This is a genomic window from Rhizobium sp. 21-4511-3d (assembly GCF_053522545.1).
Map to the genome: position 1 here is coordinate 223326 of NZ_JBNWCF010000007.1, position 19884 is coordinate 243209.

A 19884-nucleotide genomic window follows, 5' to 3' on the forward strand; every position below is an offset into this window, starting at 1 on the left:
AGATGACTTCAACAGTCATCTTTTTCTTTCCTTTTCCGTTCAGGCGTGATTATCAGGTTAGCGACTGCCGATATTCGAGCCGACCGGTGCCATGAGAAACCAGCGCCTTCGACCATACCCGCTCGTTCAACCGAGCAATGCTGCTGCCCGCCTTGGCCGACTGCAGGCGGTGGCGCTTTGACGATGACCGAAACGCTCGAACGCTCCATCAAGGACATCACGCAGCCAGAGCCGCTGGCGGCCCTGTTTGCCGGCGAGCATTCCTGCTGGGCTCAAAAGCTGATGCTCTCCAGTGATCTTGATGACGGGACGCCGTTGCGGAGCTTCTTTGCCGATGGCAGCTTCAACGCGGCGATCGATCGCTATACCGCCGCCTCGGGCGGCGCAGACCGCCGCGCGGTCGTCTCCATGTGGTCACTCTACTATTTCTCCGGCCTGACGATCCCCTATCTGATCGCCCGGCAGTTGCGCCGCCGGTTGCTGCCGGTTTCCTTCGACGAAATGACGATTGCTGTCGGCGAGGATGGCCTGCCGCGGGCCTTCGGGGTGCGGCATGCGGGATGGGAGGATAGCAATCCTTCTACTGACTCCTTTGAAGCCGTGGATCCGCTGCTGGAGACGCATCTCTTCAAGGCCGTCGATCTTCTGAAGCAGAACGGGATTTCCGCAAAACTCTGCTGGAACAATGCGGCCGTCTATATCGACTACGCGCTGCGCCTGACCGAAGCTGAAGGTGCCGAACCCTGCCGGTCCGACTTGCCGCTATTCGTGCGCGGCTGCCTGCCGAATGGCGGGGTCAATCCGTTTTCGGGCTGTGTTAGACAAGTCGAGGACGAAGGCGAGTATATCGCCCGCCGCAAGCTCTGCTGCCTGCGCTACATGCTGCCCGGCATCCCGAGCTGCGGCAAGTTCTGCGCGCTCCCGGAAAAGCGCAAGCAATAGGCCTTAGGCGCCGGCCCAAGCGCCATCTTCACCCCAAAATACCGATAAAAGAAAACGGCCGGGATCGCTCCCGGCCGTGGATTTCAGCACCAAGTGGCGCACTATTCGTTGATCAGGCGCTTCAGCAGCTCGATCTCGTGGGACAGCTTGGTGTCCTCGGAAATCAGCTCTTCGATCTTGCGCACGGCGTGCAACACGGTGGTGTGGTCGCGCCCGCCGAAGCGGCGGCCGATTTCCGGGAAGGAGCGCGGCGTCAGTGTCTTCGAGAGATACATGGCGATCTGGCGCGGCTTGACGATGACGCGCGTGCGGCGGTTCGAGACCAGCTCCTGACGCGAGACATTGTAGTGGCGCGCGACGATGCGCTGGATATCCTCGATGCGGACGCGGCGGGGTTCGCCGGAGCCAACGAGATGGGCCAGAAGCTCATCCACGCGCTCGATCGACAGGTTCGGCTCGAAGGAGCGGCGGAAGATCAGCTGGTTGAATGCGCCTTCCAGTTCGCGGCCGCTGGCCGTGACATTGCGGGCGACATGCGACATCAGCTCGGCCGGAATTTCCAGCGACGGATCTTCGACACGGGCAACGGCCAGACGGCGCTTGAGGATTTCAAGACGCATCTCGTAATCCGGGCCGTCGAGTTCGATTGCCACACCGCCCTGCAGACGCGAGCGAACGCGCGGGTCGAGCGATTCCAGCTCCCAGGGAGCGCGGTCGGCAGCGACCACGACCTGCTTGGCGCTGTCGAGCAGCATGTTGAGCAGGTGGCAGAACTCGTGCTGGATCATCTTGCCCTGCAGGAACTGCATGTCGTCGATGATCAGGAGGTCGATGTTGCGCAGCGAGTCCTTCAGCGTCAGGGCATCATTGTCGCGGATCGCGGTTGCGAAACGCCACATGAAGTATTCAGCCGTCAGATAGACGACGCGCAGCGAGCGCGGGTTCTGCACGGCGGCATTGGCGATCGCCTGCAGCAGGTGCGTCTTGCCGAGGCCGACCGTCGAGTGAACGAAGAGCGGGTTGAAGCGCACAGCGCCCTGGCCAGCTTCTGCGATCGTCTTGGCAGCCGCGAGAGCAACGCGGTTGGAGCTGCCTTCGACGAAGGTGTCGAAGGTGAAGCGGGAGTCGAGCGGCGAGCCGAAGAGCGGCTGGCCGGTACCGGTCGTTGCCGGGCGGGCTGCGGCTGCAGCGGCGACCGTCTGCTGAACCGACTGACCTGCCGGCTGCATGCTGGTCGAGCGGCGCATCGGCGCCACCTGGGTCACGGGCTCTTGGGTAGCCGCATTGTCCATAGGCTTGGCGCCAGGACGAGCCGCCGTCCGGACGAGGATTTCGACCTTCAGGATATCAGCGTTTTCCTGCTGGAAGAGGCTGGTGATCAGATCGATGTAACGGTTGTTGATCCAGGACTTCAGAAAGGTCGTCGGCACCGTGAGGCGAACGACGCTCTTGGAAACCGAATGAAGCTTCAGACCCTGGAACCAGCTTGCAAAAACGTCAGGGCCAACCTGGGCCTTCAGACGGGCGCTAACGCGATCAAAAAGTACGCCATGTTTCATGTCTCCCTTTTCCCCCGCCGCATCAAGGCAAGTAGAGTCAAACGCCGGTGCCTTGTCCCCATTCTCAAGAGCACCCGCCGCCATAGAATTCATCTGCATCATGCCGCCTTCCAATTTCATTTCACCGGGCGGTCATCCGAAAAACGGCCGCCCGATTAATTTTCCCCGTTAGGCAGGCTGGCGTCCCCTCATGAGCCGCAGGCTTGCCGGTTCACTCAATACAGATGTCCCAGCCCAAAAAGACCGGCGCAAAAACCCGTGGCGGAAACCGCCATCATGGGGCCTCCGTCATGCTGTTTCCTCGCCGTGCTGGCTGGCGGCCCTCGTTTGCCCGCTAACCAACCGGAACACAAAAGTAGTTTCCCCATCCCCTTCGGTTTCGCCTCAGGCGTGTAACCGTCGAGAGCACAAAAGATACCCGTTCCGAGACCAGCCACGGCCGCGGTGCAAATAGCTCAAGTGCTTGAAAAAACGGAGAGATAGGCTGCTCCGCGACAAAAGGCACAAAAACCCATCGCCCTGCCGGTGTGGCAGTTTAGACTGTCCCCTTGCAGGTGATGTCCGCGCCCTTTGCTGGAAGTCATTTAGGCAGGATCGATGGCGCCTTGCAACGATGAATTTTACGCAAAATTAAGAGGGAGCCATTGACTCCGGGCGCCGGTTTAGGGCGTCACGCCGATGTCAAAAAAGAATCGCAGAAGAATCAATGAGATTCCCAAAGTGGGTATTTTCGACACGCTATGAAAGAAAAAAAATAAAAATCCGCTTGACTCATTTCGCCCCCCTTCCGGGAGGGCGAGAGTCGCGCATTCTGGAAAGAACCTTGCGCAACTATTTGATTTTCAATGCATATTAGTGTCATTCCCCTGACACGAAATCGTCGCCGAATTAACCATTCAAGGGGCAGATCGCGGAATCGAAAAAGCCCGGTAAAATTACCGGGCTAATCATAACGAGCAGTTCGTTAATGAAATGTTATGCGCTTGCCGAAGCCGACAGCGTCTTCACACGAGCGGCAAGACGCGAGATCTTGCGGGATGCCGTGTTGGCGTGCAGGACGCCCTTGCTTGCTGCGCGGGCCAGTTCCGGCTGCGCTGCGATGAAGGCTGCCTTAGCCTTGGCCGCATCACCAGATGCGAGTGCCTCTTCGACCTGGCGAACGAAAGTACGAACGCGCGAGCGACGAGCCTTATTGACGTCGGTACGGCGGGCGATCTTGCGGGTCGCTTTTTTCGCCGAAGTTGTATTGGCCATGGATGCCTCTCTCAAGAATTCGAACAAACTCCGTCATTACCGCGGGCCCTGCGGCCACAAATTCAGCAATGCGGGAGCATTATCGGGAAAGACCAGAATGGCTTCCCGAACCGTGGACGGGCGTATAACCCTAAAGCCGGGCCGCGTCAACGCGCATTTTCAAGGAAAAGCCGCCTTTCTCCATGAATCCGGCTCAGCGGTGTTTGAAGTCCGGTTTGCGCTTTTCGATGAAGGCAGACATGCCTTCCTTCTGGTCTTCCGTGGCAAACAGGCTGTGGAACAGACGGCGCTCGAAACGCAGCCCTTCCTCCAGCGTTCCCTCGAAAGCGCGGCTGACGGCTTCCTTGGCCATCAGCACCGAGGGGCGCGACAGCGAGGCAATCTTGGCCGCCGCTTCCAGCGCCTCGTCGAGCAGCCGCTCGGGCGCCACCACACGCGAAACGAGTCCCGCGCGCTCGGCTTCGGCCGCATCCATCATGCGGCCGGTCAGCACCATGTCCATCGCCTTCGACTTGCCGACGGCACGCGTCAGCCGCTGCGAGCCGCCCATGCCGGGGATGACGCCGAGGGTGATCTCGGGCTGGCCGAACTTGGCGGTCTCGGAAGCGATGATGAAATCGCACATCATGGCGAGCTCGCAGCCACCGCCGAGCGCAAAGCCGCTGACGGCGGCGATGACGGGCTTGCGGGCGCGCCAGATCTCTTCCCAGCCGCTGATGAATTCCGACTTATATATATCGGCGAAATTCAGCGGCTGCATTTCCTTGATATCGGCACCGGCGGCAAAGGCGCGCTCGGAGCCGGTGAGAACGATGGCGCCGATCGCCTCGTCGGCGTGAAAGTCCGCATAGGCCCGCTTCAGGTCAGCCAGAACGGTGGAGTTCAGCGCGTTCAGCGCCTGCGGCCGATTCAGCGTGATGAGGCCGACATTGCCACGGGTTTCAACGATCAGGGTTTCATAGGCCATGCGTTCCTCCTCACTTCTGGCAGACGGGGCAATAGAATGTCGAGCGGCCCGCCTGCACGATGCGCGAAACCGTACCGCCACAGCCGGGCGTGCGGCAAGGGTCACCTTCACGGTCATAGACGGAGAAGGAATGCTGGAAATAGCCGAGCGAGCCATCCGTCTGGATATGGTCCCGCAATGAGGAACCACCGGCCTTGATGGCGTCGGCGATGACATCGCGGATCGATGACACGAGGAGGTTCAGCGCTTCCTTCGGCTTTCCGGTTTTCGTCACCAGCGTGCCGGCAGCATTGGTCGGCATCAGATGCGAGCGCCACAGCGCCTCGCACACATAGATATTGCCGAGACCGGCAATGTTCTTTTGGTCGAGCAGCGCCCCCTTCAGCGGCTGGGCCTTGCCGGCGAAGCGCTCCGCCAGATAGGCGGCGCTGAGCTCGTTGCCGGTCGGTTCCGGGCCGAGCCCGAAGAGGAATGGATTGTTCTGCAGCTCGGTGCGTTCGGCAATATCCATGAACCCGAAACGGCGGGGGTCATTATAGATGACGCGCCGCGGCCCTTCGCTGCCTTCCAGGTGAAAGATCGCGTGGTCGTGCTTCTCATCCTTGGACCGCTCGTGATGAAATTCTCCCGGCGTCGTCTTCTGCCTGCCTTCCTCTATGCGGAAGGAGCCGGACATGCCGAGATGGGAGATGATGGTCTTGCCGCTGTCGAGATCGATCAGCAGGTATTTGGCCCGCCGGCCAAGGCCGACGATCGTACGGCCGCTGACATCTTCCGCGAGATTTTCAGGAAAGGGGAAGCGCAGATTGCCGCGGCGAAGCTCCAGCCGCTCGATGCGCGTGCCCTCCATCGCGGGGGTCAGGCCGCGCCTGACGGTTTCGACTTCTGGCAATTCCGGCATCGTTACCCATCTGTAGCTAAACGTGTTTCAACCGCGGATGATGTGCGCTATAGCGCCAGAAGGCCGCGGCTTTTGATCCGCGCATACAGATAGCGTCCAAAGCATCGCTTCGCTATGGTCGCCGCACCGATTTCGAGTAACGGAGTTGTCCGATGTCAGATAGCCGCACTTCCGCCGATGGCGGCATGGAAACGTCCTACGGTTTCCGCGAGGTGCAGAACGGCGAAAAGCAGGGTCTCGTCAACGAGGTCTTCCATAAGGTCGCCAAGCGCTACGACATCATGAACGACGTCATGTCGGCAGGCATGCACCGGGTCTGGAAGGACGCGATGATCGCGTCGCTGAACCCGCGCAAGGAAGCGGGATACAAGGTGCTCGACGTTGCCGGCGGCACGGGCGATATCGCCTTCCGCATTGTCGAAGCCTCCAACCGTCTCGCCCATGCCACCGTGCTCGACATCAACGGCTCTATGCTCGGCGTCGGCGCCGAGCGGGCCGCCAAGAAGAAGCTCTCGGACAATCTGACCTTCGTCGAGGCCAATGCCGAGGACCTGCCTTTCGAGGCGAACAGCTTCGACGCCTATACGATCGCCTTCGGCATCCGCAATGTGCCGCGCATCGATGTGGCGCTTTCGGAGGCCTATCGCGTGCTGAAACGCGGCGGGCGGCTTCTGGTGCTTGAGTTCTCAGAGGTCGAGCTGCCGGTTCTCGACAAGGTCTATGATGCCTGGTCGTTCAACGCGATCCCGAAATTCGGCAAGGCGATCACCGGCGATGCCGAGCCCTATCAGTATCTCGTGGAGTCGATCCGCAAGTTCCCGAACCAGGAGAATTTCGCGGCGATGATCCGCGAGGCGGGCTTCTCGCGGGTTTCCTACACCAATTATACCGGCGGTATCGCCGCGCTGCATTCCGGCTGGAAATTATAGAATAGATGAGTGCTTTCGGCGCATATTTCCGGCTTTGGCGCGTCGGCTGGGTGCTCGTGCGCGAGGGGGTCGTCTCGGCCCTCCCGTCCGAAGGGCTCCCGCCCGTGGTGGCGCTTGCCAAATCCTCCGTGACGATTTTCGAGCGCAGCAAGGCAAAGCGCCAGAAGCGCAGCGACCGGCTGGCGCGCGCGGTCGAGCGTCTCGGTCCGTCCTATGTGAAGATCGGCCAGTTCCTGGCGACGCGTCCTGACGTCGTCGGCGTCGATTTCGCCAACGACCTGTCGCAGCTGCAGGACCGGATGACCTTTTTCCCGATTGCGGCGGCAAAGGCCAATATCGAGGGCTCGCTCGGGCGTCCGGTCGAGGAGCTCTACGCGAGCTTTGGCGATCCGATCGCGGCAGCCTCGATCGCCCAGGTTCATCCGGCTGAGGTCGATGGCAGCGAAGGCCGCAAGAAGGTGGCCGTCAAGGTCGTACGCCCCGGCGTGCGCCAGCGCTTCGGCCATGACATCGAGGCGATGTATCTCGTCGCCCATCTGCAGGAGCGCTTCATGCCCTCCAGCCGCCGGCTGCAGCCGGTGGAGGTGACGAAGACGCTGGAACAGACGACCAAGGTGGAGATGGATCTCCGTCTCGAGGCCGCAGCCCTTTCCGAGATCGCCGAGAATACCGAGAAGGATCCGGGTTTCCGCGTCCCCAAGGTGGACTGGGAGCGCACCGGGCGCGACGTCATCACCATGGAGTGGATCGACGGCGTGAAGATGTCGGATGTCGAGGGGCTGCTCGCCGCCGGCCATGACCTCAACGCGCTCGCCGACACGCTGATCCAGTCCTTCCTGCGTCATACGCTGCGCGACGGCTTCTTCCATGCCGACATGCATCCCGGCAATCTCTTCGTCGATCCGCAGGGAATGATCGTCGCCGTCGACATGGGTATCGTCGGACGGCTCGGAAAGAAGGAACGGCGCTTCCTCGCCGAGATCCTCTACGGCTTCATCACCCGCGATTACATCCGGGTGGCCGAAGTGCATTTCGAAGCCGGTTATGTGCCCGGACATCACAATGTCGAGAGCTTCGCTCAGGCGATCCGGGCGATCGGCGAGCCGATCCACGGCCAGCCGGCCGAGACGATCTCGATGGGCAAGCTGCTGACGCTGCTTTTCGAAGTGACCGAACTCTTCGACATGCAGACGCGGCCTGAACTCGTCATGCTGCAGAAGACGATGGTCGTGGTCGAAGGCGTGTCGCGCATGCTCAATCCGCGCTTCAACATGTGGAAGGCATCGGAACCTGTCGTCGGCGAATGGATCCGCAACAATCTCGGCCCGAAACGCATAGTCACCGACCTGAAGGACGGGCTGAAGGCCGCCGTGAAGCTGGCGGAAGCGGTCCCGGAAATCGCGGCACAGACGGAAAAATTCCATCACCAGCTCCTGCATATGAGCGAGCATGGACTGCGTTTCGACGAGCAGACGGCAGAGGCGATCGGCAAGTCCGAAGCGCGTCATAACCGTTCTGCCCGCATCGCCCTCTGGATTATTGCGCTGACGCTTCTTTATATTGCCTGGACGCTGAGCTGACCTCAGGCATAAAGCAGCATGCTGTGTTCGGCATTTGGGATATCCCATGATGCGAGACACTCGCTTAGTCTCGCCCTCAAGGAGACCAGCAGATGAAGCATGAACGCCCCGGCATCGAACTATCCGGCCAACCCCTCGGCTTTGCCGAGATGGTAAGGATCGGGTCGGGCAAGGTGGCGCTTTCGGCTTCGGCAGCGGGCATGGCGCGCGTCGAGCATGCGCGCTCGATCGTCGAGGATGCGATCGATGCGGGCGTTCCCGTCTACGGCTCGACGACAGGCGTCGGGGCCATGAAGGATGTCGAGTGGTCGAATGACGAGCTCGAAGCCTTCAATCTCGGCCTCGTGCGCGCCCACCATTTCGGCACCGGCACACCCTTTTCCTGCGCCGTCGTGCGCAACGCGATGGCGATCCGCATCAATACGGCACTGACGGGACAGGTCGGCTGCACGCCCGAGCTCATCGAAGCCTATATGCGGCTGCTGGATGCCGACCTTATCCCGCTGGTGCGACGTACCGGATCGATCGGCTGTGCCGATATCGGCCTCATGGGACAGATCGGCGCGGTGCTGACCGGCGTCGGCGAAGCCGTCTATCGCGGCAAGCGCATGCAGGCGGCCGAGGCCTTCCAGGCCGCCGGTCTCGAACCGATCAAGATGGCGCCGCGCGACAGCCTGGCTTCGCTCAGCGTCAATGCGGTGAGCTTCGCGGCTGCCGGAGAGGCGACGCGCAATGCCGCCGCCTCGATCCGCGTGCTGCTGGCGACCGGCATGATGGCCTCTGGCGCGCTCGGCGCTTCGCGCGACCCGTGGAAGGCCGTGCGTCATGTCGGCACCGCCCGCGAAGCGCTGATCGGCTCGTGGCTCTGCAATGCCTCGGAAGCCTGGAACTGGCCGGTTGCCACGCATGTTCAGGACCCTTTGAGCCTGCGCATGGTCGCCCAGGTCTTCGGCGCCGTGATCGAGAACCTGCTGTCAACGGGCCACAAGATCCTCGCCGCCACCGGCCGCTCGGACGACAACCCTGTCGTCGTCGAGGGCCGCGTCATGACCTCTGGTGGTTCTCTGCCGCTCGACGTGACGATCCTGCTCGAATCCGCCGCGCTCTGCATGGCGCATGCGGCGCGCAATGCCTTCAATCGCTGCGTCATTCTCGGCAACGGCCAGCGCCGCGATCTGCCTGTCAATCTTGTGCCGCATGGGCGCATCGCCACAGGCTTCGGCCCGATCATCAAGCTTGCCGGCGAAATTTTCTCGCGCGTTCTGTCGATGTCCAATCCGGTCTCGGCGCAGTCGCTGGTGGTCGCCGCCGGCCTTGAGGACGAGGCGGCCTTCCTGCCGCTGGTCATCGAGCGTTTCGAGCGCCAGATGCGAGCGCTCCGGCGCCTTGCCGCGCTGGAAGCCCTGCTCTCGGCGCAGGCAATCGACATTCTCGGCGACGAACCGCAAGGCGTTGCGAAGATGATCTACGATCTCGTGCGCAGCCATGCCGGCTTCTACACGGTCGACCGGCCGCTTTCGGCCGAAGTCGAGGCGATCGAGGAAGAGCTCGGCTCCGACGCCTTCATCTCGAAGCTGATCGGCGAAGTCCCGATTGCATCCTTCGACGATTTCTTCGCCCTCGGTTCGCTGGAGCGCATCGAGGAACGGCTCGCAAGCGAACCGATGGTTCTCTGACAACAAAGCATCTGGAGGCGCCGCATGGCTGATTTCGATCTCGTTCTGCAAGGGACTGTCGTCCTGCCCGAGCGCATTCTGGAACAGGGCTATGTCGCAGTGCGCGACGGCAAGATCGCCGAAGTCGGCGTCGGCGTGCCGCCCGCGGCAAAGGAGCGCCATCTGCTTGGCAAGGCGCTGATCCTACCCGGCGCGATCGACGCCCAGACGCATTCGCTCTCGCAGAAGGATCAGGAAGACTTCCTCTGGTCGACCCGTTCGGCGGCGGCCGGCGGCGTCACGACGATCGTCGACATGCCCTATGATGAAGGCAATCTCGTCTGCTCCGCCGCAGCGGTGAAGAAGAAGGTGGATCACGCAAGCCCGCAGGCCCGCGTCGATTTCGCGCTCTACGGCACCGTCGATCCAGAGGAAGGTGCCGCCCGTATCCGCGAGATGGTGGATGCCGGTGTTGCCGCCTTCAAATTCTCGACCTTCGGCACGGATGCCAAGCGCTTCCCGCGTATTCCCCCGGCCCTGCTCGATGAATGCTTCGCCGCGATCGCGCCGACCGGCCTGACGGCTGGCGTGCACAACGAGGATGACGAGGCGGTCCGGACCTATATGGAGAAGGTCAAGGCGAGCGGCATCACCGACTGGCGCGCCCATGGCCTGTCGCGCCCGCCGATCACCGAACTGCTTGCTATGCACACGATCTTCGAGACCGGCGCCAATACCGGCTGCCCCTCGCATGTCGTGCATTGCTCGCTCGGCCGCGGCTATGACATCGCCCGCGCCTACCGCCGCGATGGCTTCGAGGCGACCGTCGAATGCTGCATCCACTATCTGACGCTCGACGAGGAAAACGACGTGAAGCGCCTGGGCGGCAAGGCCAAGATCAATCCGCCGATTCGTCCGCGCGCCGAAGTCGAGACGCTGTGGCGCAAGGTGGCCGAAGGCAATGTCTGGCTGGTCTCGACCGATCACGTCAGCTGGTCGGAAAACCGCAAGACCAATCCCGATATGCTCGCCAATTCCTCAGGCGTGCCCGGCCTCGAAGCCATGGTGCCGCTTTTCGTGAAAGGCGCGCTGGAGCGCGGCGTTTCGCTGACCTGGGCCGCGAAGCTGATGGCCGAAAATCCCGCGAAGCATTTCCGTCTCGATCACATCAAGGGCGCGCTAACGCCCGGCAAGGATGCCGATATCGTCGTGTTGGAGCCGCGCGAGATGGTCTACGATGCAGCCGCGAGCGGTAACAACATCGTCGGCTGGAGCCCCTATAACGGCATCCGCTTGCCCTGGACCGTTTCCGCAGCCTATCTGCGCGGCGAAAAGATAACCGATGGCGCCAAGGTGCTTTCCGAGCCCGGCAACGGCAAGTTCGTCCGGCCCCTGCCCCGTCATGTCATTGCTGGAGAAGCCGCATGAGCCGCAACCTGCCCGTCAACGCCGGACGTATCGCCGAAGATATCGACGCCCTGGCAAAGATCACCGAGCCCGATCATCCCTGGACGCGCCGCGCCTTCTCGCCGCTCTTCCTGGAAGGACGCGCCTATATCGAGGCTCGGATGAAGGCAGCCGGTCTTGAGACGCGGATGGATGCCGCGGGCAACCTGATCGGCCGCCGCGCCGGTAAAAAGCCAGGTCTCGGCACGATCATGGTCGGCTCGCATTCCGATACCGTGCCTGACGGCGGCCGCTTCGACGGCATCGCGGGAACGATCACGGCGCTCGAAGTGGCGCGCTCGCTGAAGGACCAGAACATCCAGCTCGATCATGATCTCGAGATCATCGACTTCCTGGCCGAAGAAGTCAGCATCTTCGGTGTCTCCTGCATCGGCAGCCGCGGCATGACCGGCCAGATCCCCGAAGCATGGCTTTCGCGCACCAACGGCGACCGCACGCTCGCCGACGGCATCACCGAAGTCGGCGGCGATCCGGCAACGCTGCTCTCCCAGAGCCGTCCTGATCTGAAGGGCTTCCTCGAACTTCACATCGAGCAGGGGCCGATCCTGGAAAACGAAAAGAAGGATGTCGGCATCGTCACCGCGATCGCCGGGATCACCCGCATCGAAATCACCGTCGAGGGCCGCGCCGATCACGCCGGGACGACGCCGATGGATGGCCGCGCCGATGCGCTGGTCGCCGCGTCGCAGCTGGTGCTCGACATTCGCGAAGCCGCCGCCCAGAGGGCCAAGACACCCGGCCATTTTGCCGCGACCGTCGGCGAATTCCGCATCGAGCCGAACGCCGCCAATGTCGTTCCCTCGAAGGTCGTGCTGCTGATCGATGGCCGCGCCGAAATCCGCGGTGACATGGAGGCTTTCTGCGAGTGGCTGGATGCCCATGTCATCAAGCTGGCGATCGCCCAGGGCGTGACCATCAAGTCGCCGAACCGCGTTTCGGACAATTATCCGACGCCTGGCGATCCGCGGCTTCTGAAAATCCTAGAGCAGGCCTGCGATACCGTCGGCGCCAAGCATCGCCGCATGGCATCGGGCGCCGGTCACGATACCGCCTGGGTCGCCAAGGTGGCGCCTGCGGCGATGATCTTCGTGCCCTGCAAGGAAGGCCGCAGCCACTGCGCCGACGAATGGGCCGAGAATGACGATATCGCGCTCGGCGCCGCCGTGCTGTTCGAGGCGGTGCGCGATATGGACAAGAGCTTGAACGAGGAGAAGGCTTGATGGGACGCATACTCGTTGAGAAAGACGTGGAGGCTGCCGTCAAGGGTGGTTCGGTCTATGCGGCAGGCGGTGGCGGCTGGGCCGACCACGGCCGGATGCTCGGCTATGCGGCCGTCAATGTCGGCAAGCCGGAACTGGTCTCCATCGACGAATTGAAGGACGACGACTGGATCGCGACCGCTGCGGCGATCGGCGCGCCAGCCTCGACCACGCCCTGGGAAATGCAGGGGATCGATTACGTCAAGGCCGTCCAGCTTCTGCAGGAAGAGCTTGGCGAAAAGCTATCAGGCCTGATCATCGGCCAGAACGGCAAGTCCTCGACCCTGAACGGCTGGCTGCCCTCGGCCATTCTCGGCACCAAGGTCGTCGATGCCGTCGGCGATATCCGCGCGCATCCGACCGGCGACATGGGCTCGATCGGCATGGCGGGATCGCCAGAGCAGATGATCCAGACGGCAGTCGGCGGCAACCGCGCCGAGAACCGCTACATCGAGCTTGTCGTGAAGGGTGCGACGGCGAAGATTTCGCCGATCCTGCGGGCTGCGTCGGATCAGTCGGGCGGCTTCATCGCCTCCTGCCGCAATCCGCTGCGGGCTTCCTATGTGCGCAAGAATGCGGCGCTCGGCGGCATCTCGATGGCGCTGGCGCTTGGCGAGGCGATCATCGCGGCCGAGAAGAAGGGCGGCTCCGCCGTCATCGACGCGATCTGCAAGACAACCGGCGGCCATATCCTGACCGAGGGCATCATCACCAAAAAGGATGTCGTCTACACGAAGGAAGCCTTCGACATCGGCACCGTCTCCGTCGGCGCCGGCGATAATGCGGTGACGCTGCATGTGATGAACGAATACATGGCGGTGGACGATGCAGAGGGCAAGCGCGTCGCGACCTTCCCGTCGGTCATCACCACGCTGTCGCCCGAGGGAGAACCGCTCTCCGTCGGCCAGCTGCAGACGGGCATGCATATCTTCATCCTGCATGTGCCGATGGATATCATTCCGCTCTCGGCAAGCGTTCTCGACCCGACCGTCTACCCGCCGGTGGAGAAGGCCATGGGCATCGAGATCGCCCGGTATGCGCTGGGGGCGCGGGCTTGAGCTGAGCATCCCTTCTCCCCAGCGGGGAGAAGATGTCCGTCAGGACAGATGAGGGGGCGAGCGCCGGAAGCGCGAGCGGCCGAGCGAAAGTGAGGCCGAGGACTTGGCCCCCTCATCCGACCCCTTCGGGGCCACCTTCTCCCCGCGGGGAGAAGGGAAAGTCGAAATCAAACGAGGAACACCGAGATGCCGAAGCCGAACCCACGCCATCCGAAATTTCCGATCCCGGGCGGACCGGAGCTGCGCGCCAAGGGCTGGCGGCAGGAAGCGTTGCTGCGGCTTCTAGAAAACGTACTCTCGGTCGGCGAGGATCCTGACAATCTCATCGTCTATGCCGCGCTCGGCAAGGCGGCGCGCAACTGGGCGGCCCACAAGGGCATCGTCAAGGCGCTGACCGAGATGGACGAGGACCAGACGCTGCTCATTCAGTCCGGCAAGCCGATCGGTCTCGTGAAGACCCATGCCAAGGCGCCGCTGGTGATCATGGCCAATTGCAACATCGTTGGCCAGTGGGCGAAGGCCGAAGTGTTCTACGAGCTGCAGCGCAAGGGCCTGATCTGCTGGGGCGGCCTGACGGCCGGCGCCTGGCAATATATAGGCAGCCAGGGCGTCATCCAGGGCACCTATGAGATCTTCATGCGGATTGCCGAGCGGCGTTTCGGCGGCGACCTTTCCGGGCGCTTCGTGCTGACGGCTGGCCTCGGCGGCATGGGCGGCGCACAGCCGCTCGCCGGCCGCATGGCGGGCGCTGCGATCCTCTGCGTCGATATCGATGCCGAGCGGGCGAAGAAGCGCCAGGAGATCGGCTACTTGCAGGAGATCGCACCCGACCTCGATACGGCGCTGAGGATGATCGACGATGCCGTGAAGGAAAAGCGGGCGCTGTCCGTCGGCCTCGTCGGCAACGCGGCGGAAATCTATCCGGAGATCGCGCGCCGCGGCATCGTGCCTGATGTCGTTACCGACCAGACTTCGGCGCATGACCTCGTCTACGGTTACGTGCCAAAGGGCATGAGCATTGCCCAGGTGAAAGAACTGCGCGACGACGGCCAGGGCCAGCTGATGGCGGCCAGCCGCGCCTCGATCGTCCAGCATGTGACGGCGATGCTCGACTTCCAAAAGAAGGGTTCAGAGGTCTTCGACAACGGCAATCTGATCCGCACCCAGGCGAAGGAAGGCGGCGTTCAGAACGCATTCGACATCCCGATCTTCACCGAAGCCTATCTGCGCCCGCTCTTTGCCCGCGCCATCGGCCCGTTCCGCTGGATGGCACTGTCGGGCGAGGAAAGCGACATCGCCCGCATCGATGATCTGCTGCTCGAAATGTTCCCCGACAACAAGATCATTACCAACTGGATCCGGCTGGCGCGTGAGCATGTGCCCTTCGAGGGCCTGCCTGCGCGCATCGCCTGGCTGGGCCACGGCGAGCGTACGGCGCTGGCGCGGAGGGTCAACGAACTGGTCGCAAGCGGCGAACTCAAGGGACCGGTCGCCTTCTCCCGCGATCATCTCGATGCCGGCGCTATGGCGCATCCCAACATCATGACCGAGCGCATGAAGGACGGCTCCGATGCCATCGCCGACTGGCCGCTGATCGATGCGATGATGCTCTGCTCCTCGATGGCCGACCTCGTCGTCGTCCATTCCGGCGGCGGCGGCTATGCGGGCTACATGACGAGCTGCGGGGTCACGGTCGTTGCCGACGGTACCGGCGATGCCGACGAGCGGCTTGATCATGCGCTGACCAACGACACGGCGCTGGGCGTCATGCGATACGCGGATGCGGGATACGAGGAAGCGCTGGATGAGGTCGCCAAGAAGGACGTGCCGTATATCCGGCTTGGTTGACCTCCTGATGCGGCATCAGAGATGCCGCGTCTCCTCCGGCGGCGCGTCATAGCGCTCGTGCAGACCGTCGACATAGGCGATGGGGGCGTTGCCGAGCTCGTCGGCCGTGGCGTCATCAAGGCAATTGACGGCGACGGCGAAGAAGGTGCCGAGGGCTTCGTTTTCGCCCCAGGCATAGGAGCTAACGCCGCAATTCCTGCAGAAGAGATGATGCAGCTTGCGGGATGCGAACTGATATTCGCCGAGCGCTTCCTTGCCCGAGAGCAAGCGGAAGTCTTCGGGCGATGCCACCGCGAGCCAGCTGCGCTTCTTCCTGCAGACGGAGCAGTTGCATCGAAAGGTGCCCGCCTGGAGGTCGAGCGCGGTTTCGTAGCTGACTTCGCCGCAATGGCAGCTGCCATGATAGGTCTTCTTCATGATGCTCTCCTCCCTGCTTGCTCCTCAGCATAGGCCGCCACCTTGTCGAGCGCTTCCGCCCAGCCGCTGCTCTGAAGCTTGAATTCCGTGTCGCTTGGCAGTTGATGTTTGCGGAAGGTGAGCTTCGTTCTGCCGCCCTTATCTTCCAACTCCACAATCGCCTGCATCTCATGTTCCGGCTGACCGGCCGAATTCTCCCAGGCGAAAGTGAAGACTAGCCGCTCGGGCGGGGTGATCTCGATGTAGCGGCCGCGGCTCCAATATTCCTTGCCATCAGGCGCGAGGATGCAGTGACGCCAGGCACCGCCTTCGCGTAGATCGACGGAGACGGATGGCGCTGAGCAATTGTGCGGACCCCACCATTTCAGCAAATGCTCCGGCTCCGTCCATAGACGGAAGACGAGTTCGCGCGGGGCATCGATCTCGCGCACCAGCACGATTTCGCGGCTGCGCACAGCCGGGCTGACATCACTTGCCATTCTTTTCCTCCTTGCTCTTCAGGCTCGCGGCATAGGCTTCGAGCTTGTCCAGGCTTTCGCTCCAGAAAACGCGGTAGTTCTCAAGCCAGTCGTCGACGACACGCAGCGATGCCGGCTCCAGCCGGCAGGGCCGCCATTGAGCTTCCCGGCCCTTCGATATGAGCCCGGCATTCTCCAGCACCTTGAGATGCTTGGAGACGGCGACCAGCGACATGTCGAAGGGTTCGGCGAGCTCCGACACGGATGCCTCGCCCGAGGCGAGCCGGGCGAGGATTGCCCGCCGTGTCGGATCGGCCAGTGCGGAAAAGGTCGCGCTTAAGCGGTCCATTATTTATCCATTAAGTTAATTAACTTATCTGTTAAGTAATGGACGATGCGGTGCCAGTCAAGGCCTCTGTGTCAGATGGCGATTGCTAGACGCGCGCTGCCTTTGAAAGACGCCTTGCGCCATAGGCGCAAGCGAAGGCGCAAAGGAGCATGGCGAGGGTAAAGAACACCACGGCCGACCAACCCTCAGCAGAGAAGAACCATCCGCCCGCCGAGCCCATGACGCTGGAGCCGACGTAATAGGCAAGCATATAGAGCGAGGAGGCGTGGCCCTTGGTGCCTTTGGCGAGCTTGCCGACGAGGCCGCTGGCGATCGAATGGCTCATGAAGAAGCCGCTCGTCAGCACGATGATGCCGATGATGATCATGGGCAGCGACGATGAGAGCGTCAGCGCGCTTCCGGCAGCGGTGACGGCCAGCCCAGTCAAGAGCACGGCGAAATGGCCGAAGCGATCACCCAGGATGCCGCCGATCGACGAGGCGCCGATGCCGAACATGTAGACTGTGAAGATCAGGCCAAGTTCGGTTTGCGTCAGCTCGTAGGGTGCCGCGACGAGCCGGAAGCCCGCGTAATTGTAGATCGTCACGAAGGAGCCCATTGCCAGGAAGGCGATCGAAAAGACGAAGGGCAGAGCCGGATTTCTGAGATGACCGGCCCAGGCTTTCAGGTGAAAGCCTGGATCGAAGCCGGGGCGGCGGATGAAGTTGCGCGAGGCCGGCAGCAGGAAGATGAAGCCGATGGCGGCAGCCAGCCCGATAACGCCCATCAGCGCCATGGCGGGACGCCAGGTGAGGTATTCGGCGAAGATGCCCGTCAGCACGCGGCCGGACATACCGCCGAAGGCCGTTCCGCCGACATAGAGGCCCATCGTGGCACCGAGGCCCTTTGGATCGATTTCTTCGGCGAGATAGGCCATGGCGACGGCGGGCACCCCGCCAAGGACGAAGCCGAGCAGCGCCCGCAGCACCAGCAGCACATGCCAGTTCGGCGCAAAGGCCGCGGCGATCGTCAGCAGTGCGGCACCGACCAACGAGATCGACATCAGGCTGCGGCGGCCGAGACCTTCCGACACCGCGGCGGCGCAAATGATGGCGACGGCGAGGAAACCGGTGGAAAGCGAAAGCGCCAGCGAGCTCTGGGCCGGGCTGACCGCGTAGTCGGAGGCAAAGGCCGGCAGCAGCGGCTGGACGCAATAGAGCAGCGAGAAGGTGGAGAAACCGGAGAGAAACAGCGCCAGGCTGGCGCGCCGGTAGGGCAGCGTGCCGCGCGTGAGATACTGTTTTGCAGGCGGCGCTTCCGTCACCTCGATCGGGGAAATATCGCTCATTCTCGCTGCTGTCTTTGGCATGTCAGGCGCCTTTCATGCCTGATCTAGCCAGCGAGGCTCAATTTGTCCAATATATGGAACTGTCATTCTCGATAGGTTTTGGAGATACCGGTCATGGAGCTTCGGCACATTCGCTACTTTCTTGCCGTGGCCGAAGAAGCGAATTTCACGCGGGCGGCGGCGAAGCTCGGCATCGGGCAACCGCCGCTCAGCCAGCAGATCCGCGATCTTGAGGCCGAAATCGGCGCAGCGCTCTTCCATCGCGTGCCGCATGGCGCGGAACTGACGGCGGCCGGTGAGGCATTCCTCAGCGAAGCCAAGGCGTCGCTCGCCTCCGCAGAGAAGGCGAAGCTTGCGGCACAGCGCGCCAATCGCGGCGAGACCGGGCGCCTTGCGCTCGGCTTCACGGCGTCCTCGGCCTTCAATCCTGTTGTGAGCGCCACGATCCGGCGCTTTCAGGCGCAGTGGCCGGATGTGCGGTTGTCGCTCACCGAACTCAATACGCTGTCGCTGATGGAAAAACTGCATCGCGGCGAACTCGACGCGACCTTCATGCGGCCAAGCCTCGACGATCCGCCCGGCGTGCGGCTGAAGCGGCTGGCTGACGAGCCGATGGTCGTTGCCCTGCCCGCAAGCCATCCGCTGGCGAAGCGCGAGACTTTGCCACTGGCGCTGCTGGCAACGGAGCCGTTCATCCTCTTCCCGCGGCTGGTCGGTCTCAGTCTTTTCGACGACGTCGTGCTCGCCTGCCGCAAGGCGGGCTTCGAGCTCACGGTGGCGCAGGAGGCGCCGCAGATCTCGTCGGTGGTCAATCTCGTTGCTGCCGAATTGGGTGTCTCGATCGTTCCGGAGTCGATCGCGCAGATCAAGCTCGATGGCGTTGCCTACCGGCCGATCGAAGGGCCGCCTGCCGTTGCGCGGCTGGCACTTGCTGTGCTGAAGACGCAGCGGTCGCCGGTGACCGAGAACCTCATGAGCCTTCTCTAGCGGCGCTCCCAATAGGGCGGATCGCCAAAAGCCTTGCGGAGGTGATCGGCAATGGCGCGCAGTTTTGCCGAGGGGTTCCTGCCCTCCGGATGCGCCATGTAGATGAATTCCGGCTCCGGCTTGTCGCCGACATCGACCTCCGCAAGGCTGCCTTCGCGGATCGCCGGTCCGGCGATGAAGGCCGGCAGCAGCGCGATGCCGAGACCGGCGATTGCGGCATCCCGCAGCATGTCGCCGTTGTTCATGCCCATCGAGAGATGAGCGCGAACGACCTCCGTGCCGTCAACCGTCTGGAAGCGCCAGTCGGCAACGCCGCGATTGGTATAGAAAAGACCGCGATGCTCCTGCAGATCTGCGAGCGTGCGCGGAATGCCGGCCTTTGCGAGATAGGCAGGCGAGGCGACGAGCATCCTGCGGCTCGGCGCCAGCTTCCAGGCAACCAGGCGGGAATCGGCTATCGGCCCGTTGCGGATGATCGCGTCATAGCCTTCCGATGCCGCATCGACGCGGCGGTCGTCGATATCGAGCGTCAGCGATATTTCCGGGTGCTCCGCCAGAAAGGGATAGAGGGCGGGCCCGAGATGCATGCGCCCGAAGGTAACAGGGGCGGCAATCCGCAGCGGCCCGGCAAGTGTGCCGCGGCGTTCGGCCATGGAAGCCGAGGCTTCATCGATATCGTGGATGATGCGGAGCGCCCGCTCCAGAAAAGCGGTGCCATCCTCCGTCAGTGTCAGCTTGCGGGTCGTGCGGTGGAGCAGCGTGCCGCCGAGAGTTTTCTCCAGCTCGGCAAGCCTTTCGCTGACCACCGACTTCGACAATCGCAGGCGCCTGGCCGCCTCGCTGACCGATCCTGCCTCCACCACCGCGACGAAAGCCGCGATCCCCTCAATCCTGATCATCGTTCGGTATTTCCGAATTCGAGCTCCA

At 62.7% G+C, this 19884-nt stretch carries 18 protein-coding genes; 9 read left to right on the forward strand and 9 right to left on the reverse strand.

From position 1 onward, the window contains the following. Window positions 1-183 precede the first annotated feature (183 nt). On the forward strand, window positions 184-942 hold the full coding sequence (gene fhuF, locus ACQZ5H_RS17365; protein ID WP_449098585.1) for a siderophore-iron reductase FhuF: 759 nt from the start codon (window positions 184-186) through the stop codon (window positions 940-942). A gap of 101 nt (window positions 943-1043) precedes the next feature. Here fhuF and dnaA read toward each other — a convergent pair whose 3' ends face one another. The 4 genes from dnaA to mutM form a co-directional block, all read right to left on the reverse strand. Next, a complete protein-coding gene (gene dnaA, locus ACQZ5H_RS17370; RefSeq protein WP_112714384.1) occupies window positions 1044-2600 on the reverse strand; it encodes a chromosomal replication initiator protein DnaA in 1557 nt (518 codons plus the stop codon). Between the two features lie 876 nt (window positions 2601-3476). Further along, on the reverse strand, window positions 3477-3755 hold the full coding sequence (gene rpsT, locus ACQZ5H_RS17375; protein WP_112713777.1) for a 30S ribosomal protein S20: 279 nt from the start codon (window positions 3753-3755) through the stop codon (window positions 3477-3479). Between the two features lie 193 nt (window positions 3756-3948). Further along, window positions 3949-4722, reverse strand: coding sequence for an enoyl-CoA hydratase (locus ACQZ5H_RS17380; protein WP_449098496.1), 774 nt, complete (start codon window positions 4720-4722; stop codon window positions 3949-3951). 10 nt (window positions 4723-4732) lie between these two features. After that, window positions 4733-5623, reverse strand: coding sequence for a bifunctional DNA-formamidopyrimidine glycosylase/DNA-(apurinic or apyrimidinic site) lyase (gene mutM, locus ACQZ5H_RS17385; protein WP_130279221.1), 891 nt, complete (start codon window positions 5621-5623; stop codon window positions 4733-4735). 152 nt (window positions 5624-5775) lie between these two features. Between mutM and ubiE the strand changes: the two genes are divergently transcribed. The 7 genes from ubiE to ACQZ5H_RS17420 all read left to right on the forward strand — a co-directional run bounded on the left by ubiE (window position 5776) and on the right by ACQZ5H_RS17420 (window position 15419). Further along, window positions 5776-6552 carry a bifunctional demethylmenaquinone methyltransferase/2-methoxy-6-polyprenyl-1,4-benzoquinol methylase UbiE gene (ubiE, locus tag ACQZ5H_RS17390; protein ID WP_130279222.1) on the forward strand — a complete coding sequence of 259 codons (777 nt, stop codon included), beginning with the start codon at window positions 5776-5778 and terminating at the stop codon, window positions 6550-6552. Between the two features lie 5 nt (window positions 6553-6557). Next, on the forward strand, window positions 6558-8132 hold the full coding sequence (gene ubiB / locus ACQZ5H_RS17395) for a 2-polyprenylphenol 6-hydroxylase (RefSeq protein WP_449098497.1): 1575 nt from the start codon (window positions 6558-6560) through the stop codon (window positions 8130-8132). A gap of 92 nt (window positions 8133-8224) precedes the next feature. Further along, complete coding sequence (locus tag ACQZ5H_RS17400) at window positions 8225-9808, forward strand: aromatic amino acid lyase (RefSeq protein WP_449098498.1); 1584 nt, start codon at window positions 8225-8227, stop codon at window positions 9806-9808. 24 nt (window positions 9809-9832) lie between these two features. Then, complete coding sequence (locus ACQZ5H_RS17405; protein WP_449098499.1) at window positions 9833-11215, forward strand: dihydroorotase; 1383 nt, start codon at window positions 9833-9835, stop codon at window positions 11213-11215. Next, window positions 11212-12474: a Zn-dependent hydrolase gene (locus ACQZ5H_RS17410; protein ID WP_449098500.1), complete on the forward strand. Its 1263-nt coding sequence runs from the start codon at window positions 11212-11214 to the stop codon at window positions 12472-12474. Before ACQZ5H_RS17405 ends, ACQZ5H_RS17410 begins: the two co-directional genes overlap by 4 nt. Continuing rightward, window positions 12474-13571 carry a DUF917 domain-containing protein gene (locus tag ACQZ5H_RS17415; RefSeq protein WP_449098501.1) on the forward strand — a complete coding sequence of 366 codons (1098 nt, stop codon included), beginning with the start codon at window positions 12474-12476 and terminating at the stop codon, window positions 13569-13571. Before ACQZ5H_RS17410 ends, ACQZ5H_RS17415 begins: the two co-directional genes overlap by 1 nt. Window positions 13572-13757: 186 nt before the next feature. Beyond that, window positions 13758-15419 (forward strand): urocanate hydratase, encoded by a 1662-nt coding sequence (locus ACQZ5H_RS17420; RefSeq protein ID WP_449098502.1) that lies wholly within the window; start codon window positions 13758-13760, stop codon window positions 15417-15419. Between the two features lie 15 nt (window positions 15420-15434). Here the strand turns inward: ACQZ5H_RS17420 and ACQZ5H_RS17425 are convergent, their stop codons facing one another. The 4 genes from ACQZ5H_RS17425 to ACQZ5H_RS17440 all read right to left on the reverse strand — a co-directional run bounded on the left by ACQZ5H_RS17425 (window position 15435) and on the right by ACQZ5H_RS17440 (window position 17970). Next, window positions 15435-15836: a GFA family protein gene (locus tag ACQZ5H_RS17425; protein WP_449098503.1), complete on the reverse strand. Its 402-nt coding sequence runs from the start codon at window positions 15834-15836 to the stop codon at window positions 15435-15437. Next, window positions 15833-16315 carry an SRPBCC family protein gene (locus ACQZ5H_RS17430; RefSeq protein WP_199626027.1) on the reverse strand — a complete coding sequence of 161 codons (483 nt, stop codon included), beginning with the start codon at window positions 16313-16315 and terminating at the stop codon, window positions 15833-15835. Before ACQZ5H_RS17430 ends, ACQZ5H_RS17425 begins: the two co-directional genes overlap by 4 nt. Continuing rightward, window positions 16305-16643 (reverse strand): ArsR/SmtB family transcription factor, encoded by a 339-nt coding sequence (locus ACQZ5H_RS17435; RefSeq protein WP_112713802.1) that lies wholly within the window; start codon window positions 16641-16643, stop codon window positions 16305-16307. Before ACQZ5H_RS17435 ends, ACQZ5H_RS17430 begins: the two co-directional genes overlap by 11 nt. An 85-nt stretch (window positions 16644-16728) precedes the next feature. Next, window positions 16729-17970, reverse strand: a complete 1242-nt coding sequence (locus ACQZ5H_RS17440) for an MFS transporter (protein WP_449098504.1) — start codon at window positions 17968-17970, stop codon at window positions 16729-16731. Window positions 17971-18084: 114 nt separating this feature from the next. Here ACQZ5H_RS17440 and ACQZ5H_RS17445 point away from each other — a divergent pair, with 114 nt between their 5' ends. After that, complete coding sequence (locus ACQZ5H_RS17445) at window positions 18085-18957, forward strand: LysR family transcriptional regulator (protein ID WP_449098505.1); 873 nt, start codon at window positions 18085-18087, stop codon at window positions 18955-18957. On the opposite strand, the gene ACQZ5H_RS17450 is transcribed toward ACQZ5H_RS17445, so the two are convergent. Next, on the reverse strand, window positions 18954-19856 hold the full coding sequence (locus ACQZ5H_RS17450; protein WP_449098506.1) for a LysR family transcriptional regulator: 903 nt from the start codon (window positions 19854-19856) through the stop codon (window positions 18954-18956). The genes ACQZ5H_RS17445 and ACQZ5H_RS17450 overlap by 4 nt on opposite strands. Window positions 19857-19884 lie beyond the last annotated feature (28 nt).

Excerpts from the sequence above, each read along its gene's own strand:
- fhuF (WP_449098585.1), top strand. The coding sequence starts at position 184 with ATGACCGAAACGCTCGAACGCTCCATCAAGGACATCACGCAGCCAGAG.
- dnaA (WP_112714384.1), bottom strand. The coding sequence starts at position 2,600 with ATGCAGATGAATTCTATGGCGGCGGGTGCTCTTGAGAATGGGGACAAG.
- rpsT (WP_112713777.1), bottom strand. The coding sequence starts at position 3,755 with ATGGCCAATACAACTTCGGCGAAAAAAGCGACCCGCAAGATCGCCCGC.
- ACQZ5H_RS17380 (WP_449098496.1), bottom strand. The coding sequence starts at position 4,722 with ATGGCCTATGAAACCCTGATCGTTGAAACCCGTGGCAATGTCGGCCTC.
- mutM (WP_130279221.1), bottom strand. The coding sequence starts at position 5,623 with ATGCCGGAATTGCCAGAAGTCGAAACCGTCAGGCGCGGCCTGACCCCC.
- ubiE (WP_130279222.1), top strand. The coding sequence starts at position 5,776 with ATGTCAGATAGCCGCACTTCCGCCGATGGCGGCATGGAAACGTCCTAC.
- ubiB (WP_449098497.1), top strand. The coding sequence starts at position 6,558 with ATGAGTGCTTTCGGCGCATATTTCCGGCTTTGGCGCGTCGGCTGGGTG.
- ACQZ5H_RS17400 (WP_449098498.1), top strand. The coding sequence starts at position 8,225 with ATGAAGCATGAACGCCCCGGCATCGAACTATCCGGCCAACCCCTCGGC.
- ACQZ5H_RS17405 (WP_449098499.1), top strand. The coding sequence starts at position 9,833 with ATGGCTGATTTCGATCTCGTTCTGCAAGGGACTGTCGTCCTGCCCGAG.
- ACQZ5H_RS17410 (WP_449098500.1), top strand. The coding sequence starts at position 11,212 with ATGAGCCGCAACCTGCCCGTCAACGCCGGACGTATCGCCGAAGATATC.
- ACQZ5H_RS17415 (WP_449098501.1), top strand. The coding sequence starts at position 12,474 with ATGGGACGCATACTCGTTGAGAAAGACGTGGAGGCTGCCGTCAAGGGT.
- ACQZ5H_RS17420 (WP_449098502.1), top strand. The coding sequence starts at position 13,758 with ATGCCGAAGCCGAACCCACGCCATCCGAAATTTCCGATCCCGGGCGGA.
- ACQZ5H_RS17425 (WP_449098503.1), bottom strand. The coding sequence starts at position 15,836 with ATGAAGAAGACCTATCATGGCAGCTGCCATTGCGGCGAAGTCAGCTAC.
- ACQZ5H_RS17430 (WP_199626027.1), bottom strand. The coding sequence starts at position 16,315 with ATGGCAAGTGATGTCAGCCCGGCTGTGCGCAGCCGCGAAATCGTGCTG.
- ACQZ5H_RS17435 (WP_112713802.1), bottom strand. The coding sequence starts at position 16,643 with ATGGACCGCTTAAGCGCGACCTTTTCCGCACTGGCCGATCCGACACGG.
- ACQZ5H_RS17440 (WP_449098504.1), bottom strand. The coding sequence starts at position 17,970 with ATGAGCGATATTTCCCCGATCGAGGTGACGGAAGCGCCGCCTGCAAAA.
- ACQZ5H_RS17445 (WP_449098505.1), top strand. The coding sequence starts at position 18,085 with ATGGAGCTTCGGCACATTCGCTACTTTCTTGCCGTGGCCGAAGAAGCG.
- ACQZ5H_RS17450 (WP_449098506.1), bottom strand. The coding sequence starts at position 19,856 with ATGATCAGGATTGAGGGGATCGCGGCTTTCGTCGCGGTGGTGGAGGCA.